30 protein-coding genes are annotated in these 17558 nt (G+C 70.7%); 29 read left to right on the top strand and 1 reads right to left on the bottom strand.

Annotated features, from left to right (window positions below; genetic code table 11):
• Nucleotides 1–48: 48 nt before the first annotated feature.
• Nucleotides 49–552 (bottom strand): helix-turn-helix transcriptional regulator, encoded by a 504-nt coding sequence (locus AB0G11_RS29410; protein WP_357589823.1) that lies wholly within the window; start codon nt 550–552, stop codon nt 49–51.
• Nucleotides 553–695: 143 nt separating this feature from the next.
• On the opposite strand from AB0G11_RS29410, the gene AB0G11_RS29405 reads away from it, so the two are divergent.
• The 29 genes from AB0G11_RS29405 (at nt 696) to AB0G11_RS29265 (ending at nt 17502) form a co-directional block, all read left to right on the top strand.
• A complete protein-coding gene (locus AB0G11_RS29405) occupies nt 696–1019 on the top strand; it encodes a helix-turn-helix transcriptional regulator (protein WP_357589821.1) in 324 nt (107 codons plus the stop codon).
• Nucleotides 1001–1198 (top strand): hypothetical protein, encoded by a 198-nt coding sequence (locus AB0G11_RS29400; RefSeq protein ID WP_357589819.1) that lies wholly within the window; start codon nt 1001–1003, stop codon nt 1196–1198. The genes AB0G11_RS29405 and AB0G11_RS29400 overlap by 19 nt, the downstream gene beginning before the upstream one ends.
• Before the next feature lie 77 nt (nt 1199–1275).
• A complete protein-coding gene (locus AB0G11_RS29395) occupies nt 1276–1818 on the top strand; it encodes a hypothetical protein (protein WP_357589817.1) in 543 nt (180 codons plus the stop codon).
• Nucleotides 1815–2105 (top strand): hypothetical protein, encoded by a 291-nt coding sequence (locus AB0G11_RS29390; protein WP_357589815.1) that lies wholly within the window; start codon nt 1815–1817, stop codon nt 2103–2105. Before AB0G11_RS29395 ends, AB0G11_RS29390 begins: the two co-directional genes overlap by 4 nt.
• Complete coding sequence (locus AB0G11_RS29385; protein WP_357589813.1) at nt 2102–2503, top strand: hypothetical protein; 402 nt, start codon at nt 2102–2104, stop codon at nt 2501–2503. The genes AB0G11_RS29390 and AB0G11_RS29385 overlap by 4 nt, the downstream gene beginning before the upstream one ends.
• Complete coding sequence (locus AB0G11_RS29380) at nt 2500–3354, top strand: hypothetical protein (RefSeq protein WP_357589811.1); 855 nt, start codon at nt 2500–2502, stop codon at nt 3352–3354. Before AB0G11_RS29385 ends, AB0G11_RS29380 begins: the two co-directional genes overlap by 4 nt.
• Entirely contained in the window at nt 3354–4100 is a 747-nt protein-coding gene (locus AB0G11_RS29375) for an ERF family protein (RefSeq protein WP_357589809.1), read from the top strand. The genes AB0G11_RS29380 and AB0G11_RS29375 overlap by 1 nt, the downstream gene beginning before the upstream one ends.
• Nucleotides 4097–4468: a hypothetical protein gene (locus tag AB0G11_RS29370; protein WP_357589807.1), complete on the top strand. Its 372-nt coding sequence runs from the start codon at nt 4097–4099 to the stop codon at nt 4466–4468. Before AB0G11_RS29375 ends, AB0G11_RS29370 begins: the two co-directional genes overlap by 4 nt.
• Nucleotides 4465–5034 carry a hypothetical protein gene (locus tag AB0G11_RS29365; protein WP_357589805.1) on the top strand — a complete coding sequence of 190 codons (570 nt, stop codon included), beginning with the start codon at nt 4465–4467 and terminating at the stop codon, nt 5032–5034. Before AB0G11_RS29370 ends, AB0G11_RS29365 begins: the two co-directional genes overlap by 4 nt.
• Entirely contained in the window at nt 5031–5336 is a 306-nt protein-coding gene (locus tag AB0G11_RS29360; protein ID WP_357589803.1) for a hypothetical protein, read from the top strand. The genes AB0G11_RS29365 and AB0G11_RS29360 overlap by 4 nt, the downstream gene beginning before the upstream one ends.
• Nucleotides 5333–5614, top strand: coding sequence for a hypothetical protein (locus tag AB0G11_RS29355; RefSeq protein WP_357589802.1), 282 nt, complete (start codon nt 5333–5335; stop codon nt 5612–5614). The genes AB0G11_RS29360 and AB0G11_RS29355 overlap by 4 nt, the downstream gene beginning before the upstream one ends.
• Nucleotides 5611–6711, top strand: coding sequence for a phage Gp37/Gp68 family protein (locus AB0G11_RS29350; protein WP_357589800.1), 1101 nt, complete (start codon nt 5611–5613; stop codon nt 6709–6711). Before AB0G11_RS29355 ends, AB0G11_RS29350 begins: the two co-directional genes overlap by 4 nt.
• A complete protein-coding gene (locus AB0G11_RS29345) occupies nt 6708–7028 on the top strand; it encodes a hypothetical protein (RefSeq protein WP_357589798.1) in 321 nt (106 codons plus the stop codon). Before AB0G11_RS29350 ends, AB0G11_RS29345 begins: the two co-directional genes overlap by 4 nt.
• On the top strand, nt 7025–7876 hold the full coding sequence (locus AB0G11_RS29340) for a hypothetical protein (protein ID WP_357589796.1): 852 nt from the start codon (nt 7025–7027) through the stop codon (nt 7874–7876). Before AB0G11_RS29345 ends, AB0G11_RS29340 begins: the two co-directional genes overlap by 4 nt.
• Nucleotides 7873–8694, top strand: coding sequence for a WhiB family transcriptional regulator (locus AB0G11_RS29335; RefSeq protein WP_357589794.1), 822 nt, complete (start codon nt 7873–7875; stop codon nt 8692–8694). The genes AB0G11_RS29340 and AB0G11_RS29335 overlap by 4 nt, the downstream gene beginning before the upstream one ends.
• Complete coding sequence (locus AB0G11_RS29330; protein ID WP_357589792.1) at nt 8691–8957, top strand: hypothetical protein; 267 nt, start codon at nt 8691–8693, stop codon at nt 8955–8957. Before AB0G11_RS29335 ends, AB0G11_RS29330 begins: the two co-directional genes overlap by 4 nt.
• Entirely contained in the window at nt 8954–10051 is a 1098-nt protein-coding gene (dnaN, locus tag AB0G11_RS29325) for a DNA polymerase III subunit beta (RefSeq protein ID WP_357589790.1), read from the top strand. Before AB0G11_RS29330 ends, dnaN begins: the two co-directional genes overlap by 4 nt.
• Nucleotides 10048–11352, top strand: coding sequence for a DEAD/DEAH box helicase (locus AB0G11_RS29320; RefSeq protein WP_357589788.1), 1305 nt, complete (start codon nt 10048–10050; stop codon nt 11350–11352). The genes dnaN and AB0G11_RS29320 overlap by 4 nt, the downstream gene beginning before the upstream one ends.
• The gene (locus AB0G11_RS29315; protein ID WP_357589787.1) at nt 11349–12329 is read left to right on the top strand and encodes a DNA methyltransferase; all 981 of its coding nucleotides are present in this window, start codon (nt 11349–11351) and stop codon (nt 12327–12329) included. The genes AB0G11_RS29320 and AB0G11_RS29315 overlap by 4 nt, the downstream gene beginning before the upstream one ends.
• Nucleotides 12326–12631: a MerR family transcriptional regulator gene (locus tag AB0G11_RS29310; protein WP_357589785.1), complete on the top strand. Its 306-nt coding sequence runs from the start codon at nt 12326–12328 to the stop codon at nt 12629–12631. The genes AB0G11_RS29315 and AB0G11_RS29310 overlap by 4 nt, the downstream gene beginning before the upstream one ends.
• Nucleotides 12628–12834 carry a hypothetical protein gene (locus AB0G11_RS29305; RefSeq protein ID WP_357589783.1) on the top strand — a complete coding sequence of 69 codons (207 nt, stop codon included), beginning with the start codon at nt 12628–12630 and terminating at the stop codon, nt 12832–12834. Before AB0G11_RS29310 ends, AB0G11_RS29305 begins: the two co-directional genes overlap by 4 nt.
• 62 nt (nt 12835–12896) lie before the next feature.
• Nucleotides 12897–13871, top strand: coding sequence for a hypothetical protein (locus AB0G11_RS29300; RefSeq protein WP_357589781.1), 975 nt, complete (start codon nt 12897–12899; stop codon nt 13869–13871).
• A complete protein-coding gene (locus AB0G11_RS29295) occupies nt 13868–14422 on the top strand; it encodes an ATP-binding protein (protein ID WP_357589779.1) in 555 nt (184 codons plus the stop codon). Before AB0G11_RS29300 ends, AB0G11_RS29295 begins: the two co-directional genes overlap by 4 nt.
• The gene (locus AB0G11_RS29290) at nt 14419–15771 is read left to right on the top strand and encodes a replicative DNA helicase (RefSeq protein ID WP_357589777.1); all 1353 of its coding nucleotides are present in this window, start codon (nt 14419–14421) and stop codon (nt 15769–15771) included. The genes AB0G11_RS29295 and AB0G11_RS29290 overlap by 4 nt, the downstream gene beginning before the upstream one ends.
• A gap of 206 nt (nt 15772–15977) precedes the next feature.
• Nucleotides 15978–16196: a hypothetical protein gene (locus AB0G11_RS29285; RefSeq protein WP_357589775.1), complete on the top strand. Its 219-nt coding sequence runs from the start codon at nt 15978–15980 to the stop codon at nt 16194–16196.
• Nucleotides 16189–16350 carry a hypothetical protein gene (locus AB0G11_RS29280; protein ID WP_357589773.1) on the top strand — a complete coding sequence of 54 codons (162 nt, stop codon included), beginning with the start codon at nt 16189–16191 and terminating at the stop codon, nt 16348–16350. Before AB0G11_RS29285 ends, AB0G11_RS29280 begins: the two co-directional genes overlap by 8 nt.
• Nucleotides 16351–16352: 2 nt before the next feature.
• Nucleotides 16353–16913: a hypothetical protein gene (locus AB0G11_RS29275; RefSeq protein ID WP_357589771.1), complete on the top strand. Its 561-nt coding sequence runs from the start codon at nt 16353–16355 to the stop codon at nt 16911–16913.
• The gene (locus AB0G11_RS29270; protein WP_357589769.1) at nt 16910–17131 is read left to right on the top strand and encodes a hypothetical protein; all 222 of its coding nucleotides are present in this window, start codon (nt 16910–16912) and stop codon (nt 17129–17131) included. The genes AB0G11_RS29275 and AB0G11_RS29270 overlap by 4 nt, the downstream gene beginning before the upstream one ends.
• Before the next feature lie 80 nt (nt 17132–17211).
• Nucleotides 17212–17502, top strand: coding sequence for a hypothetical protein (locus AB0G11_RS29265; RefSeq protein WP_357589767.1), 291 nt, complete (start codon nt 17212–17214; stop codon nt 17500–17502).
• Nucleotides 17503–17558: the final 56 nt, after the last annotated feature.

Genomic DNA, 17558 nt, shown 5'->3' with positions numbered 1-17558 from the left:
TGAACCCCCGTTATAGGACTGAGATCTATCGGGCTTTAGTGTCCGACCTCAGACTGCGGGCCTCCGGCGCAGAGGGTCAGTCGGCGCGGAGGCCGAACCCCCCGACAGGGATGCCTGACGCAGGACCCTCACCAGCGTGAACATGTGGATGCGTTCGTCCGGGGTGAGCTGCGCGATGTCGGCCAGCCCATTCCAGATGGCGCGCAGGTCCGGGTTGCCCTCGATGAGCTCCTCCGGCGCGGCAGGGCGCTCCGGGGCTGAGGCTGGAGGCGTGGCCGCCGACGACGGCTCGCTCTCTTCGTCGACCAGCTCCGGCTCGCCGCCGGCCAGGATCGCCGTGAACGATCCGGGCTGCCAGCGCAGGAACTCCTCGACGGCGGCGACGGTCGACGCCGCGACCGGCCGCCGTGCGCGCTCGATGTCGCCGAGGGTGCGCACGCTCAGCCTGACGGCCGCGGCGAAATCCTCGCGGGTCTTGTAGCCCATAGCTACTCGGCGCCGGATGACGTAGTCCGCCAGCCGTTGCCTGTCCTCGCCAACCATGACTGTCATCGTCTCGGAATAGGTAGGAACAATCAAGCGACCCTGACACCCGGGTTTGCCCCCAGTAACCCCACCTGGGCCTGCACTGGTAGAGCGATCAGTAACAAGCAGGTTACGGCTCGCCGGTTCTCGCCTATTCGCTCTTGACACCTATGCAGATCTATTCCTACTCTCGCCGCATGGGAACAGGAGAGAATCGGAACGTTCCGGAACGAAAGCTCCGGCAGAACGGCTCCGCCCTTCGCGACTTCCGATGCAAGGCCGGCGTGAAGCGCTCCGCCCTCGCCAAGCAGGTGGGCATCAGCTACTCGGCCCTGGCCAACATCGAGAACGAGCACCGGGACGTCTCCGTCGAGGTGCTCAACCGCCTCGCCAACGCCCTCACCGTCAACCTCCGGTCGGTGCTCCGCGACCCCCCGTCGGCCAGCGAACTCGACCAGCTCGCCTACGACGACGCGTGCGAGCGTGCCTCGTGAGCGCCGCCGACATCGCGCCTGCCCGTCGCATCCGCACCCCGGAAGACGTCTACGAGGCGGGCCGGGCCGCGTGCAGGCAGCGCGGCGACCGCCCCACGCCCGCACAGTGCGACCGGATCGCCGCAATCCTCCGCCCCTACATGGACGCCTGCTGCACCACCGACGCAGACGCCGCCTGAACGGCCGCGGACCCACCCGCTGCAACCGGATGGGCCCGCCCGACCCGCAATCCCTCACGAGCAAGGGACGCAAAGCCATGACCAGCATCGCAGAACTCCCCGCCGACTTCACGCTAGGCGACCTCGCCGACATGAGGCGGGCCGTCTGGGACGTGCAGCTCCGCGACTACACCACCCTCACCGCCCACGACAGGACCGCCCTCGTCAGGCTGGCCACATGGCCGGGCCTCGGCCAGGACCACATCGACCTGATCGCGCTCATCACCTCCGGTCAGCAGCCGCTGCCGCTGGACGACGCCGCCGCCGAGCTGCTGCAGCTCCTGCTGTCGCTGCTGCCCAGCCCTTCCGTGGCCGAGCTGGTGGAGTGGAAGAAGACGCAGGCCCGGGACGACAGCCCGGTCGGGCGGGCGCTGGCCGTGATCGCCGCGCACGTCGCCGAGCAGATCGACGCGGGCGCGACCGCTGACGCGCTGCGGTTCGCGCTGGTGTCGGCGGTCCGCGCGGCGTGGCCGCACCTGCCGCTGCATGAGGCTCCCCGCCTGGCGGCCCGGCTGATCGTGCGGGCCCGCCGCGACCTTCAGGCCTCCGACTCCGCGACCGTGCAGGCGGTTTCCGCGTGAGCGCCCCCGCCGCTCCGATCGCTGCGACGTGCCCGCTGCCCACCGTGCCGGTGGACGCCGACAAGGTCGGCTTCGGCCACCTGGTTGCCTCCGACGACCTGATCGTCAAGGTCACCCGCACGTACAGCCCCGGCCCCGGCGAGCTGCTGTTCTTCGGCTCGACGGTCTGCCGCACCCCAAGCGCTCCGAGCGTCGGCACGGTGCGGGCGCGCGTCGGCGAGACGGTGCAGTGCGTGCGCGTCGCCGACTGGCTGGCCACCCTCGCGGGAGAGGCGGTCGCGTCGTGAACGCCCGAATGCAGCAGCGCGCCGCCCGGGTGCTCGTCGCCCTGCTCGGCGAGGACCTGCCGCAAGCCACGTGGACGATCAGCGAGCACTACAGCGCCCCCCGACTCGAAGGCCAGTTGGGCCTGCTGAGCACCCCGGCAGCCATCAAGCTCGACAGGCTGCAGATGTGGGCCGACCACCTCGACGCCGAGATCGTGAGCAAGCGATACGAGAACCAGACCGGCGGAAGCGTCAGCGTGACCAGCTACGTCGACGGCGTGAGAGTCACCGTCTGGGCCGCCTTCCTCAAGAAGGACCTTCCCGCGAGCATCGGCTCCCGGCCCAGCGTGCGAGGTGGTCCCGACATCGGAGCCGAAGCCGAAGACGGCTATCGGGCGGAACAGGACGACCCGTCGTGAAGATCGTGAAGAAGCGGAACGGCCGCAACCACTGGTACATCGACGAAGACGCAGGCAACGAACGAGTCCCCGGCGTCACCACCATCAAAGGCGACGGCCTCCCCAAGCCCGGCCTGCTCAACTGGGCCGGAGACGCCACCGCCGAATACGTCCTCGACAACTGGGACAACCTCGCCAAACTGCCGCTCTCCGAGCGCTTCAAGAAGATCAAGGGCGGCCGGTACGAGAAGCGCGACGCCGCCGCCAACCGGGGCACCCAAGTCCACAAGCTCGCCGAACGCCTCATCGCCGGCGAGACGGTCACCATCCCCGACGGACTCGACGGATACGTGCAGGCGTGCGTCGCCTTCCTCGACGACTTCCAGGTGCGCGCCGTCCACGTCGAGGCCGTCGTCTACTCCGAGACGCACCGGCACGTCGGCACCACCGACCTCATCGCCGACGTGCTCCTGCCCGACATGCCCGAGTACGACCACGTCCCGCGCGACAGCGACGGGTTCTGCCGAGGACTGCTCGACTGGAAGACCAGCCGCAGCGGAATCTTCGGCGAGGACGCGCTGCAGCTCGCGCCCTACCGGCATTCCGAGTACCTGATCCTTCCCGACGGGGAGGTCATCGACATGCCGCCGGTGGACTTCTGCGCCGGCATCCACCTGCGGCCCGACGGCAGCTACTCCTTCGTGCCGCTGGAGTGCGGCGAGGACGTCTACCGGGACTTCCTGTACGTCAAGGAGGTCGCCCGGATCATGGGCGGCCTGCGCGACCTGGTCGGCGAGCCGATCTTCCCGCCGACGGCGTCGCGGTACGTGCTGACCCGGGCCACCGAGGACGACTCGGAGGCGCTGTTCTGATGGCCGCCGATACTCCCGCACCGAAGACGCTGGACGAGGCCCTGCTCATCCTCCAGGCCGACCCGCCCGTGCTGGAGAAGAACAAGCAGGGGCAGGTCGGCAACCAGAAGACCCGCTACGCCGACCTCGTCCAGGTCAACGCCGTCGTCCTGTCGCGGCTCAACGAGCTCGGCTGCGTGTACACCACCAAGCCGACGCTCCGGGCCGACGACCCCAAGTTCGTGCTCCAGTACAGCCTCAAGCACGTCGCCTCCGGCACCGAGAACTCCGGCGAGTACCCGCTCAAGCTGTCCGAGAACCCCATGCAAATGGGCAGCGCGATCACGTACGCGCGCCGCTACGTGCTGCTGGCCATCACGGGCATCGCCGCCGAGGACGAGGACGACGACGGGCAGGCAGCCCACGGCCGGACCGCCCAGCGTGCCCACCGGCAGACGCCGACGACCCACGGCCACAGCGTCCCCGCGCCGACCGCTCAGCGCGCCCGTCAGCAGTCGGTGCCGCCCACCGGATCCGCGATCACCGAAGCGCAGCAGCAGAAGCTGGGGGCGCTCATGCGCGAGCACGGCATCACCGATCGAGCCAGCGCGCTCGCCCTCGTCAACGAGGTGCTGCAGCGTCCCGACGACAACCAGGTCACCTCCCGCGCCGAGCTGACCCGCGCCGAAGCCAGCCAGGTCATCGACCGGCTGCAGCGCGAAGCCGACCAGCCCGCCACCTCACCCACTCCTGCGGAGACATCATGACCATCACCCTGAACCTGACCCCGGCCGCCGTCGCGCTGGCCGCCGCCGACGTCATCGAACGGCAGGGCAAGGCGTACGGCAACTACTACGACAAGGCCAGCGGCAAGGACCCGCGCGAGGCCCCGGTCGACGTGCTCGGCGCGCTCGCCATCGCCGGCGGGTTCGACCCGCACACCTGGGAGGACGACCGGGACGCGACCGGCCAGTGGCGGCTGGTGCTGGACACGGCCGACCTGCTGATCGACGCGCTGGGCCTGTGCCACGACGAGGCGTACGCGGAGTCGATGGGCCGGTGGTCGGACGAGCGGGACGCCGCCGCTGTCATCGCCGGGCTGACGGACGCCGCGCTGGAGGTGCTCGCAGCATGAGCGAGAACCTCCGCCAGCGCTACGCCGAAGCGCTCGCCGCAACTAACACCCTCGACGACATTGACCTTGCGCACACGCTCGACCTGGTCATCGCCGTACGAGACGAGGAACTGGAGCGGCTCCGCGAGGAGAACGCAGCACTCCTCATCGGGGCCAATCCGTCCAAGATCGCGGCTGGCAAGCGGATCGTGGACAGCCTCACGAAGCTCGTGCGGATCGAACGGGACGATGCCCGAGCGGACAGGGACCGGTGGCGGGATCGCGCCGAAAGGGCCGAACGGGAGCGTGATGCGCTCCGCCAGTCGATCGCCGCACGAACCTCCACGCCGAAGCCTGCGAGCGGAAACGTCGCACAGACTCGGCTGGACATCCTGCGCGAGGCGGTCCTCTGTGAGGGGGGCGACTGGACCACGCGCCGGGCCGTGGAACTGCTGAACGGCACCATCACCTCGAGCCGCGCCCGCGTGATGCTCAACAAGCTGGCCGACGAGGGGCTGGTGGTCAAGCACGGGAAGCTCGGCCGACTGTGGACGCCCGCCACCCGGGAGGCGGTGGCCGAGTCGTGAGCACCTACCTCGTCTGGTCGAACCACCACCACGCCTACTGGGGCCCCAGCGGCGGCTACACCACCAACTGGCTGACCGCCGGACGCTTCACCCAAGAGCAGGCGGCCGAACGGTGCAGCCGCCGCACCTGGGAGCCGCGCACCCTCCCGCCCGAGGTGATGGTGCTCGCCCCCGACAGCGAGCGGGCCGCGTTCACCATCGCCGAGCTGTGCGCCATCCCCAGCCAGATCCAGGACAGCATCCGGCAGGCCACCCGCACCGCCATCCGGGAACGCCGCGCGCGCGAGGCGGCCAGCTCGTGAACGCCGACCTGGCCATCGCCGTCACCGCCGCCGCCGCGCTGCTCGCCGTCAACGCCGCCTACGAGATCCGGGACCGACGGCGGGCCCGCGAACGCGCCCGCCTCCACGCCGTCAAGGACGCCCTCACCCGGCAGGTGTGGGCCGCCGAGTTCGAGCACGTCCGCCTGATCGTGGACGGCCAGTTCGCGGCGCTCGGCAGCGACGCCTTGTGGGCGCACTTCCTCGCCATCCACCCCGAGCTGCAGCCCGCGCAGGGCCAGAGAGGCGGCACAGCATGAGCGACCACAGCAGCATCGAATGGACCGACGCCACCTGGAATCCCGTCACCGGCTGCACCGAGGTCTCACCTGGCTGTGGGCTACCCCGATGGGAGGGCGACAAGCCCGGCCAGTGCTACGCCAAGACGTTCGCCGAGCGGTGGCGCGGCACGCCCGGTCACCACTTCGAGAACGGCTTCGATGTCCAGCTCCGGCCCGAGCGGCTCGACCAGCCGCTGAAGTGGCGAAAGCCCCGCCGCATCTTCGTCAACTCCATGAGCGACCTCTTCCACAAGCACGTGCCCGAAGAGTTCATCGCCCGGGTGTGGACCGTCATGGCCAACACGCCCCAGCACACCTACCAGATCCTGACGAAGCGGCACCACCGCATGCTGTCCATCGTCCGCCGCATCGCCTGGCGCACCCCCACCACCGAGGAACGCCAGCGCGGCGTACGCGGCTCCGTCGCCTACATCCAGCAGGACGAGCAGCTCAACGAGCATCTCGGCGCCCCGCGCGTCCTGCCCAACGTCTGGCTCGGCGTCTCCGTCGAGGACCAGCAGCGCGCCGACATGCGCATCCCCCGCCTCCTCGCCACCCCGGCCGCCGTCCGCTTCCTGTCCTGCGAACCGCTGCTCGGCCCCATCGACCTGCGCCGCATGACCAAGCGGTTCGGCTCGCACCTGGACTGCCTCACCGGCGACATCACAGCCGCCGCCGACGGCACGATCTGCGGGACCGCGCCCGGCGTCATCGACTGGGTCATCGCCGGCGGCGAGTCCGGGCCGGGCGCGCGGCCGATGCACCCCGACTGGGCGCGCGGCCTCCGCGACCAGTGCGTCGATGCGGGCGTGCCGTTCCTGTTCAAGCAGTGGGGGGCGTGGTGCCCGCCACACCCCAGCCACGGCCAGTCCATCTTCGGCCACGTCACCAACGACGACGCCTGCCAGGTCGTCAACGTCGACGGCAAGCTGCGCGGGCGGCCGTGGGGCGGGTGGGGACTGGACCTGCCCGAGGCGATCGTGATGCGTCGCTACCCGAAGGGCAAGGCCGGTCGTGAGCTCGACGGCCGCACCTGGGACGAATACCCCGCCGCCGCCACGGCAGGCGCGGCATGAACCACCACCAGACTCCCGCCGCCGCGCCCGCGCTTCCCTCGCGCACGGCGGCGGGCACCACCCCCAACACCCTCTACCCGCGCGCATGGGCGTGGTGGGCCCTCGGCGTCATCGGCAGCTTCGCCGTCATCGAACTGGCCGCCCTCCGACACGCCCCCGGCCACGGCACCCTCACCGCCCAGCTCCGGCGCAACCGGCGCTTGTCCGCCGCCGCGATCGCCGCGTTCGGCTGCTGGGCCGTCCACCACGTCGCCGTCGAAGGCGCCGACCTCGTCACCGGTGAATCAGCGTCCGCCAAGGCGGTGAATCTCGGATGACCGACCGCGCCCACGGCACATACGCCTCCTACCGACTCAACGGCTGCCGCTGCTATCCCTGCGCTGGGGCCGCCAGCATCTACAACGCCCGCCGAAACCGTGCCATCGCCTACGGCACCTGGCAGCCCTTCGTAGACGCCGCCCCGGTACGCGAACACATCCGAGCCCTGCAGTCCTGTTCGCTCGGTCTCCGAACGATCGCGGCCGTGGCAGGTGTGGATCGCAAGAGGCTCCAGGCGATCGTCAACGGTCGCACCGAACGCGGCACTGCACCGCAGGCAAAGGTCCGTCCCCGGATCGCGGCCGCCATCCTGGCCATTGAGCCCGGCCTCGACCTGCTGCCCGGCAAGACCGTCATCGACGGGACCGGCACCCGGCGGCGCCTCCAGGCGCTCGTCACCATCGGCTGGTCGCAGGCGAAGCTGGCCGAGAGGATCGGCTGGACGCCCGGGAACTTCGGCAGCCTCATCGGGGACAGCCCGGTGACGGCGGCCTCCGCGCGGCTGGTTCGTGACCTGTACGACCGGCTCTGGAACCAGGCGCCACCCGAGGACCACCATCGGGACAAGATCGCCGCCAGTCGGGCCCGCCACTACGCGGCCCGGCGCGGCTGGGCCCCGCCCCTGGCCTGGGACGACGACGAAATCGACGACCCCGCTGCGAGCCCCGACCTAGGCGCCCAAACCCCCCGCATGCAGGCGCTGGCCGAGAACGCCGAAGAGCTGATCACGCGATTCGGGTGCACCCCCGAGGCTGCAGCTCAGCGGCTCGGAGTCCAGGCCGGATACGTGCAGACGCTGCGGCGGCAAGCCGCCCGCCGTCGGGCAGAACTGGAGCGTTCCGCATGAACCGCTACGCGAAAGCTGCCGTCCGGCACGACGCCGAATGGCTGCTGCAGAACGAGAAGGTCAACAACGACATCACCGTCCGCAAGCAGCGGGCCAGAGCAGCCAGAGCAGCCCAACTTCCGGCCCGGCGCGGCAAAGCGACCACCTCCCCGATCCTGATCACCCGCATCCCCGCGCCGACCGCGCCGCACGATGCCCGCCAGGTGCTCGCCGGATGGGCCGTCGAAGCCGGCGCCACCGTGCAGGACCTCGCCGACGTGCTCGACGCGCTCGGGCTGCGCGGGCCCGAATACGTCACCGCCTACACCGACAAGGGGGAGCGGCGGCGGCAAGTCGCCCCCTGCCCCGACTGCGAGCGGCCGTACATCCAGCTCCGCACCGACGGCACGTTCATCTCCCACCCGCGCGAGAGCAGGCAGCCGATCAACGACGACACGCGGTGCCCCGGCAGCGGCCAACCCGCCGGACAGCCCGTCAAGCCGCGCGAACTCGCGCCCGTCGTGCCCATCACCACGCGCCAGCCCTCACGGAGCGGCCAGCACCCGGCGCGGGGCGGCCTCAACGTCCCGCAAGACGAGCGGGCCGCCTGCCGCGACGCCGACCCGGAGGTGTTCTTCCCGCGGTCCTACGGCCGCACCTACGACAGAGAGGTCCGGCAGGCGCGTGCCGTGTGCGCGGGGTGCCCCCTCGCCGACGCCTGCCTCACCGCCGCCCTCGACATGCCCGGCGTCGACGGCATCTGGGCCGGCACGACACCCCACCAGCGCAAGCGCCTGGCGCGCGGACGCGCACTCCCGACCGAACGGAGCACAGCGTGAGCACCACCACGAAGATCCAGGTCGACGGCGACATCACCTACTGGATCCGGCCCTGGTACCCGGCCGGCGTCAACGTCCACACCGGGCAGATCGTCGGCCACCTCGACCCCGAATGCGAGGACCTGCTCCGCGTCGAGCCGTACCCGCGCGAGGGCGCCGGCTGGCTCGACCCGCGCACCGGCGACGTCTGCGAGTCCTGCCTCCACGCCCACGACCCCGAGCTCTACGCCGCCCTCTACGGCCAGAACGGAGCCGCAGCATGAAACTCACCATCCACCGCGACGACCTCGCCGCCGCCGTCACCTGGGCGGCCCGCGCCGTACCGCAGCGGCCCACCACACCCATCCTCGCCGGCGTCCTCATCACCGCCGACAACGACAAGGTCACCGTCTCCGGCTTCGACTACGACACCTCCGCCGACGCCACCACGTCCGCCGACGTCGCCGAACCCGGCCGCGCCCTCGTCTCCGGGCGGTTGCTCGCCCACGTCGTCGCCGCCCTGCCCGCCAAGCCCGTCGAAGTCGCGCTCACCGGCACCGAGCTGGAGCTGCGATGCGGCGGCGCCGAGTTCGCGCTCAACACGCTCCCCGTCGAGGACTACCCCACCCTTCCCCAGCCGCCCGCCCCGCTCGGCCAAGTCGACGCCGCCGCGCTGCGCACCGCGCTCGCCCAAGTCACACCCGCCGCCAGCCCCGACGAAACCCTCATCATGCTGACCGGCGTCCGCATCGACATCGACGAGCACGGCCTGGAGATGGCCGCCACCGACCGGTACCGGATCGCCGCCCGCCGCATCGACTGGCAGCCCACCACCGACAGCCCGGCCGTCGGCGTGGTGGTGCCCGCCAAGACGCTGCGCGACGTCGGCAAACACCTGCACGACGGCCCCGTCGCCGTCGGCGCCGACGACGCTTTGTTCTCGCTCACCTCCGGCGGGCGCCGGATGGTGACCCGCCTGCTCGACACCGAGTTCGTGAAATACCGCAACTCGTTCGCCCTCCTCAACGCGCCCCACCTCGCCCGGGTGGATGCCGCGCCGCTAATCGAGGCGATCAAGCGGGTGACGCTGGTCGCCGACAAGAACACCCCCGTCCGGCTGGCGTTCACCGGTGAGCAGGTGGAGGTGTCGGCAGGCGGCGGCGACCTCGGACGCGGCAACGAGGCGGTGCCGTGCACCCTCGACGGCACCGACGAGGTCGCCGTCTCATTCATGCCGCAGTTCATCCTCGACGGGCTGGCCGGCGTTCCCGGCGACGTGGCCACCATCTCGATGCTGGAGCCGCACAAGCCGGTCCTCGTCACCGGCGACGACGACCCCACCTACCGCTACGTCGCCATGTCGCTAAGGCAGGCATGAGCACCGCCAGCTACGCCGACTTCCTGGCTCGCAAGCAGCAGCGGGCCAGGCCGGTCGGCCCCGCCGTCGACGTCGCCGACGTCCACCCCACCCTGCACGAATGGCAGCGCCGCATCGTCGCATGGGCCGTCCAGACCGGCCGGGCCGCCGTGTGGGCCGACACCGGACTCGGCAAAACGTTCATGCAGATCGAGTGGGCCCGGCTGTCCGCCGAGCGGGCCCTCATCGTCGCCCCGCTCGCCGTCTGCCAGCAGACCGTCCGCGAGGCCGCCAAACTCGGCGTCACCGCCCGCTACGTCCGCTCCGAGAGCGAGGCGGCCGGGCCCGGCGTGTGGGTCACCAACTACGAGATGACCCCGCACTTCGACCCGTCCGGGTTCGGCGCAGTCGTCCTCGACGAGTCGTCCATCCTCAAGGACGTCACCTCCAAGACCCGCGACCGGATGATCGCCGAATTCGCGGGGGTGCCCCACCGGCTCGCATGCTCGGCGACCCCCGCCCCCAACGACGTCGCCGAACTCGCCAACCACGCCGAATTCCTGGGCGCCGCCACCCGCCGCGAGATGCTCTCCAGCTACTTCGTGCACGACCAGAACGGGTGGCGGGTCAAAGGCCACGCCCGCGGCCCGATGTACCGGTGGATGTCGTCGTGGGCGATCGCCGTCCGCCGGCCGTCCGACATCGGCGGCGACGACACCGGGTACGTGCTGCCGGGCCTCGACATCCGGCCGCACCTGCTGCCCGTCGACGTCGTCCCCGAAGGTCAGTTGTTCGCCGTCGACCTCGGCGGCGTCGGCGGCCGGGCCAAGGTCCGCAAAGCCACCATGAACGCCCGCTGCGAGCGGGCCGCAGAGCTGGTGGCCGCCGAGCCGGACGAGCCGTGGATCCTGTGGTGCGGCCTCAACGACGAGGCCGCCCTCCTGGCCAAGCTCATCCCCGGCGCCGTCAACGTGCACGGGTCGATGAAGCCCGAAGAGAAGGCCGAGCGCCTGCTGGCGTTCGCCGACGGTCAGATCCGCCACCTCATCACCAAGCCCGGCATCGCCGCCTACGGGCTCAACTGGCAGCACTGCGCCCGCATGGCGTTCGTCGGCCTGTCCGACTCCTACGAGCAGTACTACCAGTCGATCCGCCGCTGCCACCGCTACGGCCAGACCCGGCCCGTCCACGCCCACATCGTGCTGTCCCAGCTCGAAGGCCAGATCGCCACCAACGTCGCGCGCAAGGAGCGCGAGGCCGCCGCCATCACCGGCGGCCTCGTCGCCGAGATGCGCGCCTCAGCCACCTGGAGCGCCTCGTGACCGCAGACATCGACCTCGGATACGTCACCGACGACGCGCGCGGCGACGGCTGGCACCTCATGCTCGGCGACGCCTGCGAGCGCCTCGCCGAGATCGAGACCGGCAGCGTCGGCCTGTCCGTCTGCAGCCCGCCGTTCGCCCAGCTCTACAACTACTCGCCCAGCCCGCGCGACCTGTCCAACTCCGGATCCCGCGACGAGTTCTTCGAGCACTACAGCTACGTGGTGCGCGAGCAGTTGCGGGTGACCGCGCCCGGCCGGCTGGCCTGCGTCCACGTCCAGCAGATCACCCTGCAGAAGGTGATGCACGGCGTCATCGGGCTGACCGACTTCCGCGGCCAGGTCATCGCCGCCTTCCAGGACGCGGGCTGGATCTTCCACGGAGAGATCACCGTGGACAAGGACCCGCAGGCGCAGGCCATCCGCACCAAGAGCCAGAGCCTGCTGTTCGTCACCAAGGAGCGCGACTCCTCCGCGCTCCGTCCGGCGCTCGCCGACTACGTGCTGCTGTTCCGGGCGCCCGGCGACAACCAGGTGCCGGTCAAGACCGACGTCACCAACGAGGAATGGATCGCATGGGCCCGCCCCATCTGGCCCAGCGTCGGCGACGCCGCGGCCATCGAGGCCATGCGGGAGCTGGGGCTCGCCATGCCGCGGCCGTGCTGGTACGACATCCGCGAGACCAACACCCTCAACACGAGGGTGGCGAAGGAGGACGCCGACGAGCGGCACATCTGCCCGCTCCAACTCGACCTGATCGAGCGCTGCGTGCGGCTGTGGTCCAACCCGGGCGAGCTCGTGCTCAGCCCGTTCGCCGGGATCGGGTCGGAGGGCTACGTCGCCCTCAAGCAGCGCCGCCGGTTCGCTGGCGTGGAGCTGAAGGGCTCGTACTGGAAGACGGCCGTCGACAACCTGAGGACCGCCGAGCACGAGATGGCGATCCCCGCCCTCTTCGACGCGGACGAGTTCGCGTCATGAGCGCCCGGCCCATCACCCTCGACGAGGTCCTGAAGAAGGGCCTCACCTACCGCCAGCTCGACCACTGGACGCGGCGCGGCTGGCTCCAGCCCACCCACAGCGGCGGCACCGGCAACGCCCGCGTCTGGTCGCAGGATGAGCTCCGCGTCGCCGACCTGATGCGGCGCCTCACCCGGGCCGGCATCGCGCCCGAGAAGGCGGCGCAGGCGGCCCGCGCCCACCAGGAGGGGCGGGCGCTCGTCCGGCTCGCCCCCGGCATCGTGCTCGCGATCGACACCGACCTGCTGTCGGAGGCGCCGTGAAAGGCACCGAGACGAAGGGGCGGAAATGCGTCGGGAAGCGCCGCCACGCCACCCTCCAGCAGGCGCTGGCGGCGCTCGAACGGATGGTCGAGGCCGGGACATTCCGCGGCGGCATCCGGGCCTACGAGTGCAACCACTGCGGCGGCGGGTTCCACGTCGGCCACCGGCCCGGCCGGCGCAGCGGCAGGAGGAAGCGGCGATGAGCCTCCGAATACCTGCCCCGCTCCGCGCCAGCAACAGCCACTAGATCACCAGGAGCACGGGGATGGCCCGCATCCGCACAATCAAGCCCGAGTTCTTCACCTCGCTGGCTATCACCAGCTTGGACCTGGCGGCCCGGCTCACCTTCATCGGCCTGTGGACCCACTGCGACGACGAAGGGCGGTGCGTTGACGAGGCTCGCCTGATCAAGGCGGCGCTGTGGCCGCTGGACGACCGCACTGCCGCCGACATCGAGGCGGATCTGGTTGCGCTCCACCGCGCCGCGCTCATCATCCGCTACACGGTCGAGGGCCGCCGATACCTCGCCGTTCGGGCTTGGAAGGAGCATCAGCGAGTCAACCGGCCGACGCGGAGCAAGTTCCCGCGGCCGCCCGACGCCCCCATCGAGCCTCACGGAGGACTCAGTGAGGACTCATGGAGGACTCAAACGCCACTTGCGGAGGTAGTGCGTGAGCCCTCAAACGAGGGCGAAATGTCCGAATTTCGAGGCGAGGGTCGTACTCGACTCGTCAGCGTCCCCTCCGGGCAGGACGAACCTTCCGCACCCCCTGTGACCAGCCTGAACGGAGCCAGAGAGTCCTCAGTGAATCCTCACGGAGCACTCACTGAGGACTCACGGGAGGAAAGGAAAGGAACAGGGAACAGGGAAGTACCGCCTTCGGCGGGCGCAGCCGCGCCGGACAGCGCGACGGCGCCCGTCACGCCAGCCAACGCCGGCGACATCGTTGGCGCCTGGATCGAAGGCGCCAAAGCCGGCAGCGGCGAACGGCCCGCCAAACGCCTCATCGCTCAGGTCGGCAGGCAGGCCCGCGAACTCATCGAAGAAGGCAAAGACCCGCAACGCCTGATCGACGCCGCCGCCGCGGCCGGGCGCAAAGGCTTCGCCGACCTGGGGCGCGAGCTCCTCCGCATGAACACCAGCCCGGACACCGGCGGCGGGCGGTTCGCGCCCGGCTCCGGCTCCCGGGCGCCGCTTCCCACCGCCGAAGAAATCGCGAACGGGCAGGTCATCCTATGAGCACCCCCTACGAGCAGTGGCTCGCCGAGCAGGTCCAGGACCGTCTCGCCAAACTGCGCGCCAAGCGCCCGGCCGCCTACCGCGTGGCCGGCGAGCTTCACCCCGACGTCGCGGCGTGGGCCGACCGGATCACGGCCGGCGAGTACGGCACCCTCGTCATGGTCGGCAACACCGGGGTCGGCAAATCCTGGTCGATCTGGGCGGTCGCCGAGAAGCTGGTCGCCGCCGGATATCGGGGGCGGATCGAGGTGGTGCCCGCCCGCCAGCTTCAGCGCTACGTCACCCCGCCCGTCGACCAGCCCGCGCTCGACCGGCTCGCCGCCGCCGGGTTCCTCGCCATCGACGACATCGGCTCGGTGCGGATCGGCGACTGGGACTCCGACCGGATGGCGGCACTGCTCGACCCGCGCTGGGAGGAGCACCGGCCCACCGTGCTGACCAGCAACCAGCTCGACCTGCTCGCCCTGATCGGGGAGCGCACCGCGTCCCGCATGTCCCACCGCGTCACCATCGTGCAGATGGCCGGCGCCGACCGCCGGAGGGCCGCATGAGCGCCGACCAGATCGAGAAGCCGGCCGACGGATGGCTGCCCACCCCCGGCGTCGTCGCCGCCGAGATGGCGGTCGCCGGGGCGGCCATCCAGTCGAAGGCAGCGCTGGAGGAGGCCGCCGAGCACGTCACCGCCGACGACTTCTTCGGCGCCACCAGGACCGTGTACGCGGCGGCGTGCTCGCTGGCCGACAACGGCCTGCCCGTCGACCCGGCCGCCGTCCTCGACCGGCTGGCCGCCTCCGGGGATCTGGCCCGGGTGGGCGGCGGCCCGTACTTGCACACGCTGATGCAGCACGCCGCCCCCGACGGGTCGGTCGGCTACCACGCCCGCCGGGTGGCCGAGGACGCGCGCCGCCGCCGCATCCACCTGGCGCTGCACCGCAGCCTGCAGATCAGCGAGAACGAGGCGTGGGACGACGACGCCGACCCGGACCAGATCAGGAAGCTGATCGACGAGGCGGCGGTGCGGTCCGGCGACCGGGTCGAGTTCGACGTGTCCGGCGAGATGGCGGCGCTGCTCGACGACATGGAGAACCCGCCGCCCGCGCCCGCCGGCGTGGTGCCGCCGTTCCAGGACCTGGCGCACCTGCTGACGTCGATGCAGGCCGGTCAGGTGATCGTGGTGGGGGCGCGGCCGTCGGTCGGCAAGTCGACGCTGGCGGTGGACTTCATGCGCAAGGCGGCGATCCGGGACGGCCAGCTCGCGGTCATGTTCACGCTGGAGATGCGCCGCCGCGAGGTGTTGCAGCGGATGGCGTCGGCGGAGGCGGGTGTGTCGCTGCACGCGATCCGCGCGAACGCGGTGGTCGAGCAGGATCTTGAGCGGCTGGTGGATGCGGCGGCCCGCATCTCCGGAGCGCCGCTGATCATCGACGACCGTTCGGGCTGCGGCTTGGAGCATGTGCGGTCGACGCTGCGCAGCCTGTCGCGGCGGGGTCCGATCGGCCTCGTGGTGATCGACTACCTGCAGTTGATGAGCCCGCCGAAGGTCCCGAACCGGGAGCAGGAGGTGGCGGCGCTGTCGCGCGGCTTGAAGCTGCTGGCGGGCGAGTTCGAGGTCCCAATCGTGCTGCTCAGCCAGTTGAACCGTGAGGCGGAGAAGCGCCAGGACCGGCGCCCGCAGCCGTCGGATCTGCGCGAGTCGGGCGCGGTGGAGCAGGACGCGGACGTGATCATCCTGCTGCATCGGGAGGACGCCTACGACCGGGAGTCGGCCCGCGCGGGCGAGGCGGACCTGATCGTGGCGAAGAACCGGAACGGTCCCACAGGGACGATCACGGTGGCGCATCAGCTCCACTACAGCCGGTTCGTGGACATGGCGTGGTCGCCGACGCGAGGCATCTCGTGATCGGGCCCGCGAGGGGGCGAAGCGCTGAGAGCGATTCTGAGCCGCCTTTCGGGGGTGGGGTGGCACACCGTCCCCCGAGACCCCCGCAACGCCCGTCAGCGACGCGCACAGGGCCGTCTAGGGCCATCCGTGTTCGCGTCCACCACCGTCAGGAACGTATCGGAGAGAACCGGAGAGCCCTTCTCCGTCCCGGAAGGAGACCGATCATGGCCACATTCACCGAGATCCGCGTCGCCCGCAAACGACACATGGCCTGCACCTGCTGCCAGCGGCCGATCGAGCCCGGCCAGACGTACGAGCTGTTCACGGCCACGCCGCGCGATGAGATCTGGAGCGGTCCCCGTTGGTCGCACATGAAGGCCCACGCGCCGTACGGGTCCTGCATCCAGCCCGCCCACCTCGCGAGGGCGGTCGGCGATGCCTGACCCGCACGTGTCGATCACGCTCACGTTCCGGACGCCCGCCCCCACCCTGGCCGTCCTGGAGAACGTGCTGGTCGCGCTCAACAGGCACGGCATCCCGCACGAGCTGGCCGGCACCAACAGCCACGCATTCGACCTCGACGAAGTGGAGGACTGACCATGCATGATCCGCTCGTTGTCGCGTTCGAGATCCGCCGCCCCTGGCCTACCAAGCGCGACAGCACAGGCTGGCGCCACTGGCCGTCGCTCGTCACCGTCTGGCACCGCGAACCCGGCGGCCACGACGCCCTCACCATCTGCCAAAAGCGAGTCCAGATGCCCGACGGCGGCTGGAAGTACCCGCGCACGTGGCGTTGGCACGTCAACCACTGGAAGATCCAAGTCCACGCGATGCAGGAGCTGCGCCGCCGCCTCCTGACACGCTGCACATGGTGCGGCGGGCGCTCCCGAAAGGGCGACGCGGTGGACACATCGCATTCGTGGGACGGGCCGCGAAGCCGCTGGTGGCAGGGCGAGTGCGGCCTCTACCACGGGAACTGTTCAGGCATCGCCAGAGCGCACAGCGCCTGCGTGTGCGCGGACCCGATCACCGACGGCGAGGGGTACGGCTCGTGTGCGCGATGCGGCAAGTACCGGGGGTTCGGGTGGACGGAGGAGAGCCTGGCCCGCATGCGTGAGTTGGCGACTGTCCCGCGCGGCCAGCGCAGGAGGAGGTCATGACCCAGCGTTGCGAGATCACCGAGCTGTTCACCGACCAGTGTGCGCACTGCCGTCGAATCCCCGACGAGCCCGCACCTGAACGGCCCAGACGGCGGCCGTGGTTCCCTGCGGCGTTCCCCGGCTGCTGCGCGGAGTGTCTGGACACCTTCGACGAGGGTGACTTGATCCGCTCGGACGGCGCGGGCGGTTGGATCGCTGAGTGCTGCGATGACGACTGACCCGGACGAGATGACCCCGCCCGAGTACGAGGCGTGGGTCATCGACCAGCAGAGCCCCGACTACCACGGATGAGGTGCCCGTGAACTACCTCGACATCGTGATACCCGCCGCCGTCATCGTGGCTGTCCTCTGTGCAGCCATGTCCGTACGCAGCGTCTATGTGACGTGGCGATTCGCGGCGGTGACCAAAGCGCAGTACGACTTGGCGCGCACCCGCTACGACCTGGCAGCCGCCTACCGTTCGGGCATCAACGTGCCGCAGGCGGAGGCCCACGTGGAAGCCGCCGAGGAAGCCGCGCGACAGGCGGAAGCTCGGCTGCCACGCGGCAAAGCGTCCCGCACATACTTCGCCAGGAAGACGTCTTCCTGACCTGCGACCCACCCGACAGATAGCACCACCCCGAGCAGCGCCACCAGGAGGGCCAC

The sequence above is a fragment of the Nonomuraea sp. NPDC023979 genome (assembly GCF_040639085.1).
Lineage (GTDB): Bacteria > Actinomycetota > Actinomycetes > Streptosporangiales > Streptosporangiaceae > Nonomuraea > Nonomuraea ceibae.
The sequence above is the reverse complement of the archived record's forward strand: the minus strand, read 5'-3'. Positions and strand labels throughout refer to the sequence as shown.

Bases quoted from the DNA above. Each gene is read 5' to 3' on its own strand.
- AB0G11_RS29320 (WP_357589788.1), top strand. From the start codon at position 10,048: ATGAGCACCGCCAGCTACGCCGACTTCCTGGCTCGCAAGCAGCAGCGG.
- AB0G11_RS29370 (WP_357589807.1), top strand. From the start codon at position 4,097: ATGACCATCACCCTGAACCTGACCCCGGCCGCCGTCGCGCTGGCCGCC.
- dnaN (WP_357589790.1), top strand. From the start codon at position 8,954: ATGAAACTCACCATCCACCGCGACGACCTCGCCGCCGCCGTCACCTGG.
- AB0G11_RS29295 (WP_357589779.1), top strand. From the start codon at position 13,868: ATGAGCACCCCCTACGAGCAGTGGCTCGCCGAGCAGGTCCAGGACCGT.
- AB0G11_RS29350 (WP_357589800.1), top strand. From the start codon at position 5,611: ATGAGCGACCACAGCAGCATCGAATGGACCGACGCCACCTGGAATCCC.
- AB0G11_RS29365 (WP_357589805.1), top strand. From the start codon at position 4,465: ATGAGCGAGAACCTCCGCCAGCGCTACGCCGAAGCGCTCGCCGCAACT.
- AB0G11_RS29275 (WP_357589771.1), top strand. From the start codon at position 16,353: ATGCATGATCCGCTCGTTGTCGCGTTCGAGATCCGCCGCCCCTGGCCT.
- AB0G11_RS29375 (WP_357589809.1), top strand. From the start codon at position 3,354: ATGGCCGCCGATACTCCCGCACCGAAGACGCTGGACGAGGCCCTGCTC.
- AB0G11_RS29290 (WP_357589777.1), top strand. From the start codon at position 14,419: ATGAGCGCCGACCAGATCGAGAAGCCGGCCGACGGATGGCTGCCCACC.
- AB0G11_RS29340 (WP_357589796.1), top strand. From the start codon at position 7,025: ATGACCGACCGCGCCCACGGCACATACGCCTCCTACCGACTCAACGGC.
- AB0G11_RS29300 (WP_357589781.1), top strand. From the start codon at position 12,897: ATGGCCCGCATCCGCACAATCAAGCCCGAGTTCTTCACCTCGCTGGCT.
- AB0G11_RS29270 (WP_357589769.1), top strand. From the start codon at position 16,910: ATGACCCAGCGTTGCGAGATCACCGAGCTGTTCACCGACCAGTGTGCG.
- AB0G11_RS29405 (WP_357589821.1), top strand. From the start codon at position 696: ATGCAGATCTATTCCTACTCTCGCCGCATGGGAACAGGAGAGAATCGG.
- AB0G11_RS29310 (WP_357589785.1), top strand. From the start codon at position 12,326: ATGAGCGCCCGGCCCATCACCCTCGACGAGGTCCTGAAGAAGGGCCTC.
- AB0G11_RS29280 (WP_357589773.1), top strand. From the start codon at position 16,189: ATGCCTGACCCGCACGTGTCGATCACGCTCACGTTCCGGACGCCCGCC.
- AB0G11_RS29395 (WP_357589817.1), top strand. From the start codon at position 1,276: ATGACCAGCATCGCAGAACTCCCCGCCGACTTCACGCTAGGCGACCTC.
- AB0G11_RS29410 (WP_357589823.1), bottom strand. From the start codon at position 552: ATGACAGTCATGGTTGGCGAGGACAGGCAACGGCTGGCGGACTACGTC.
- AB0G11_RS29335 (WP_357589794.1), top strand. From the start codon at position 7,873: ATGAACCGCTACGCGAAAGCTGCCGTCCGGCACGACGCCGAATGGCTG.
- AB0G11_RS29285 (WP_357589775.1), top strand. From the start codon at position 15,978: ATGGCCACATTCACCGAGATCCGCGTCGCCCGCAAACGACACATGGCC.
- AB0G11_RS29345 (WP_357589798.1), top strand. From the start codon at position 6,708: ATGAACCACCACCAGACTCCCGCCGCCGCGCCCGCGCTTCCCTCGCGC.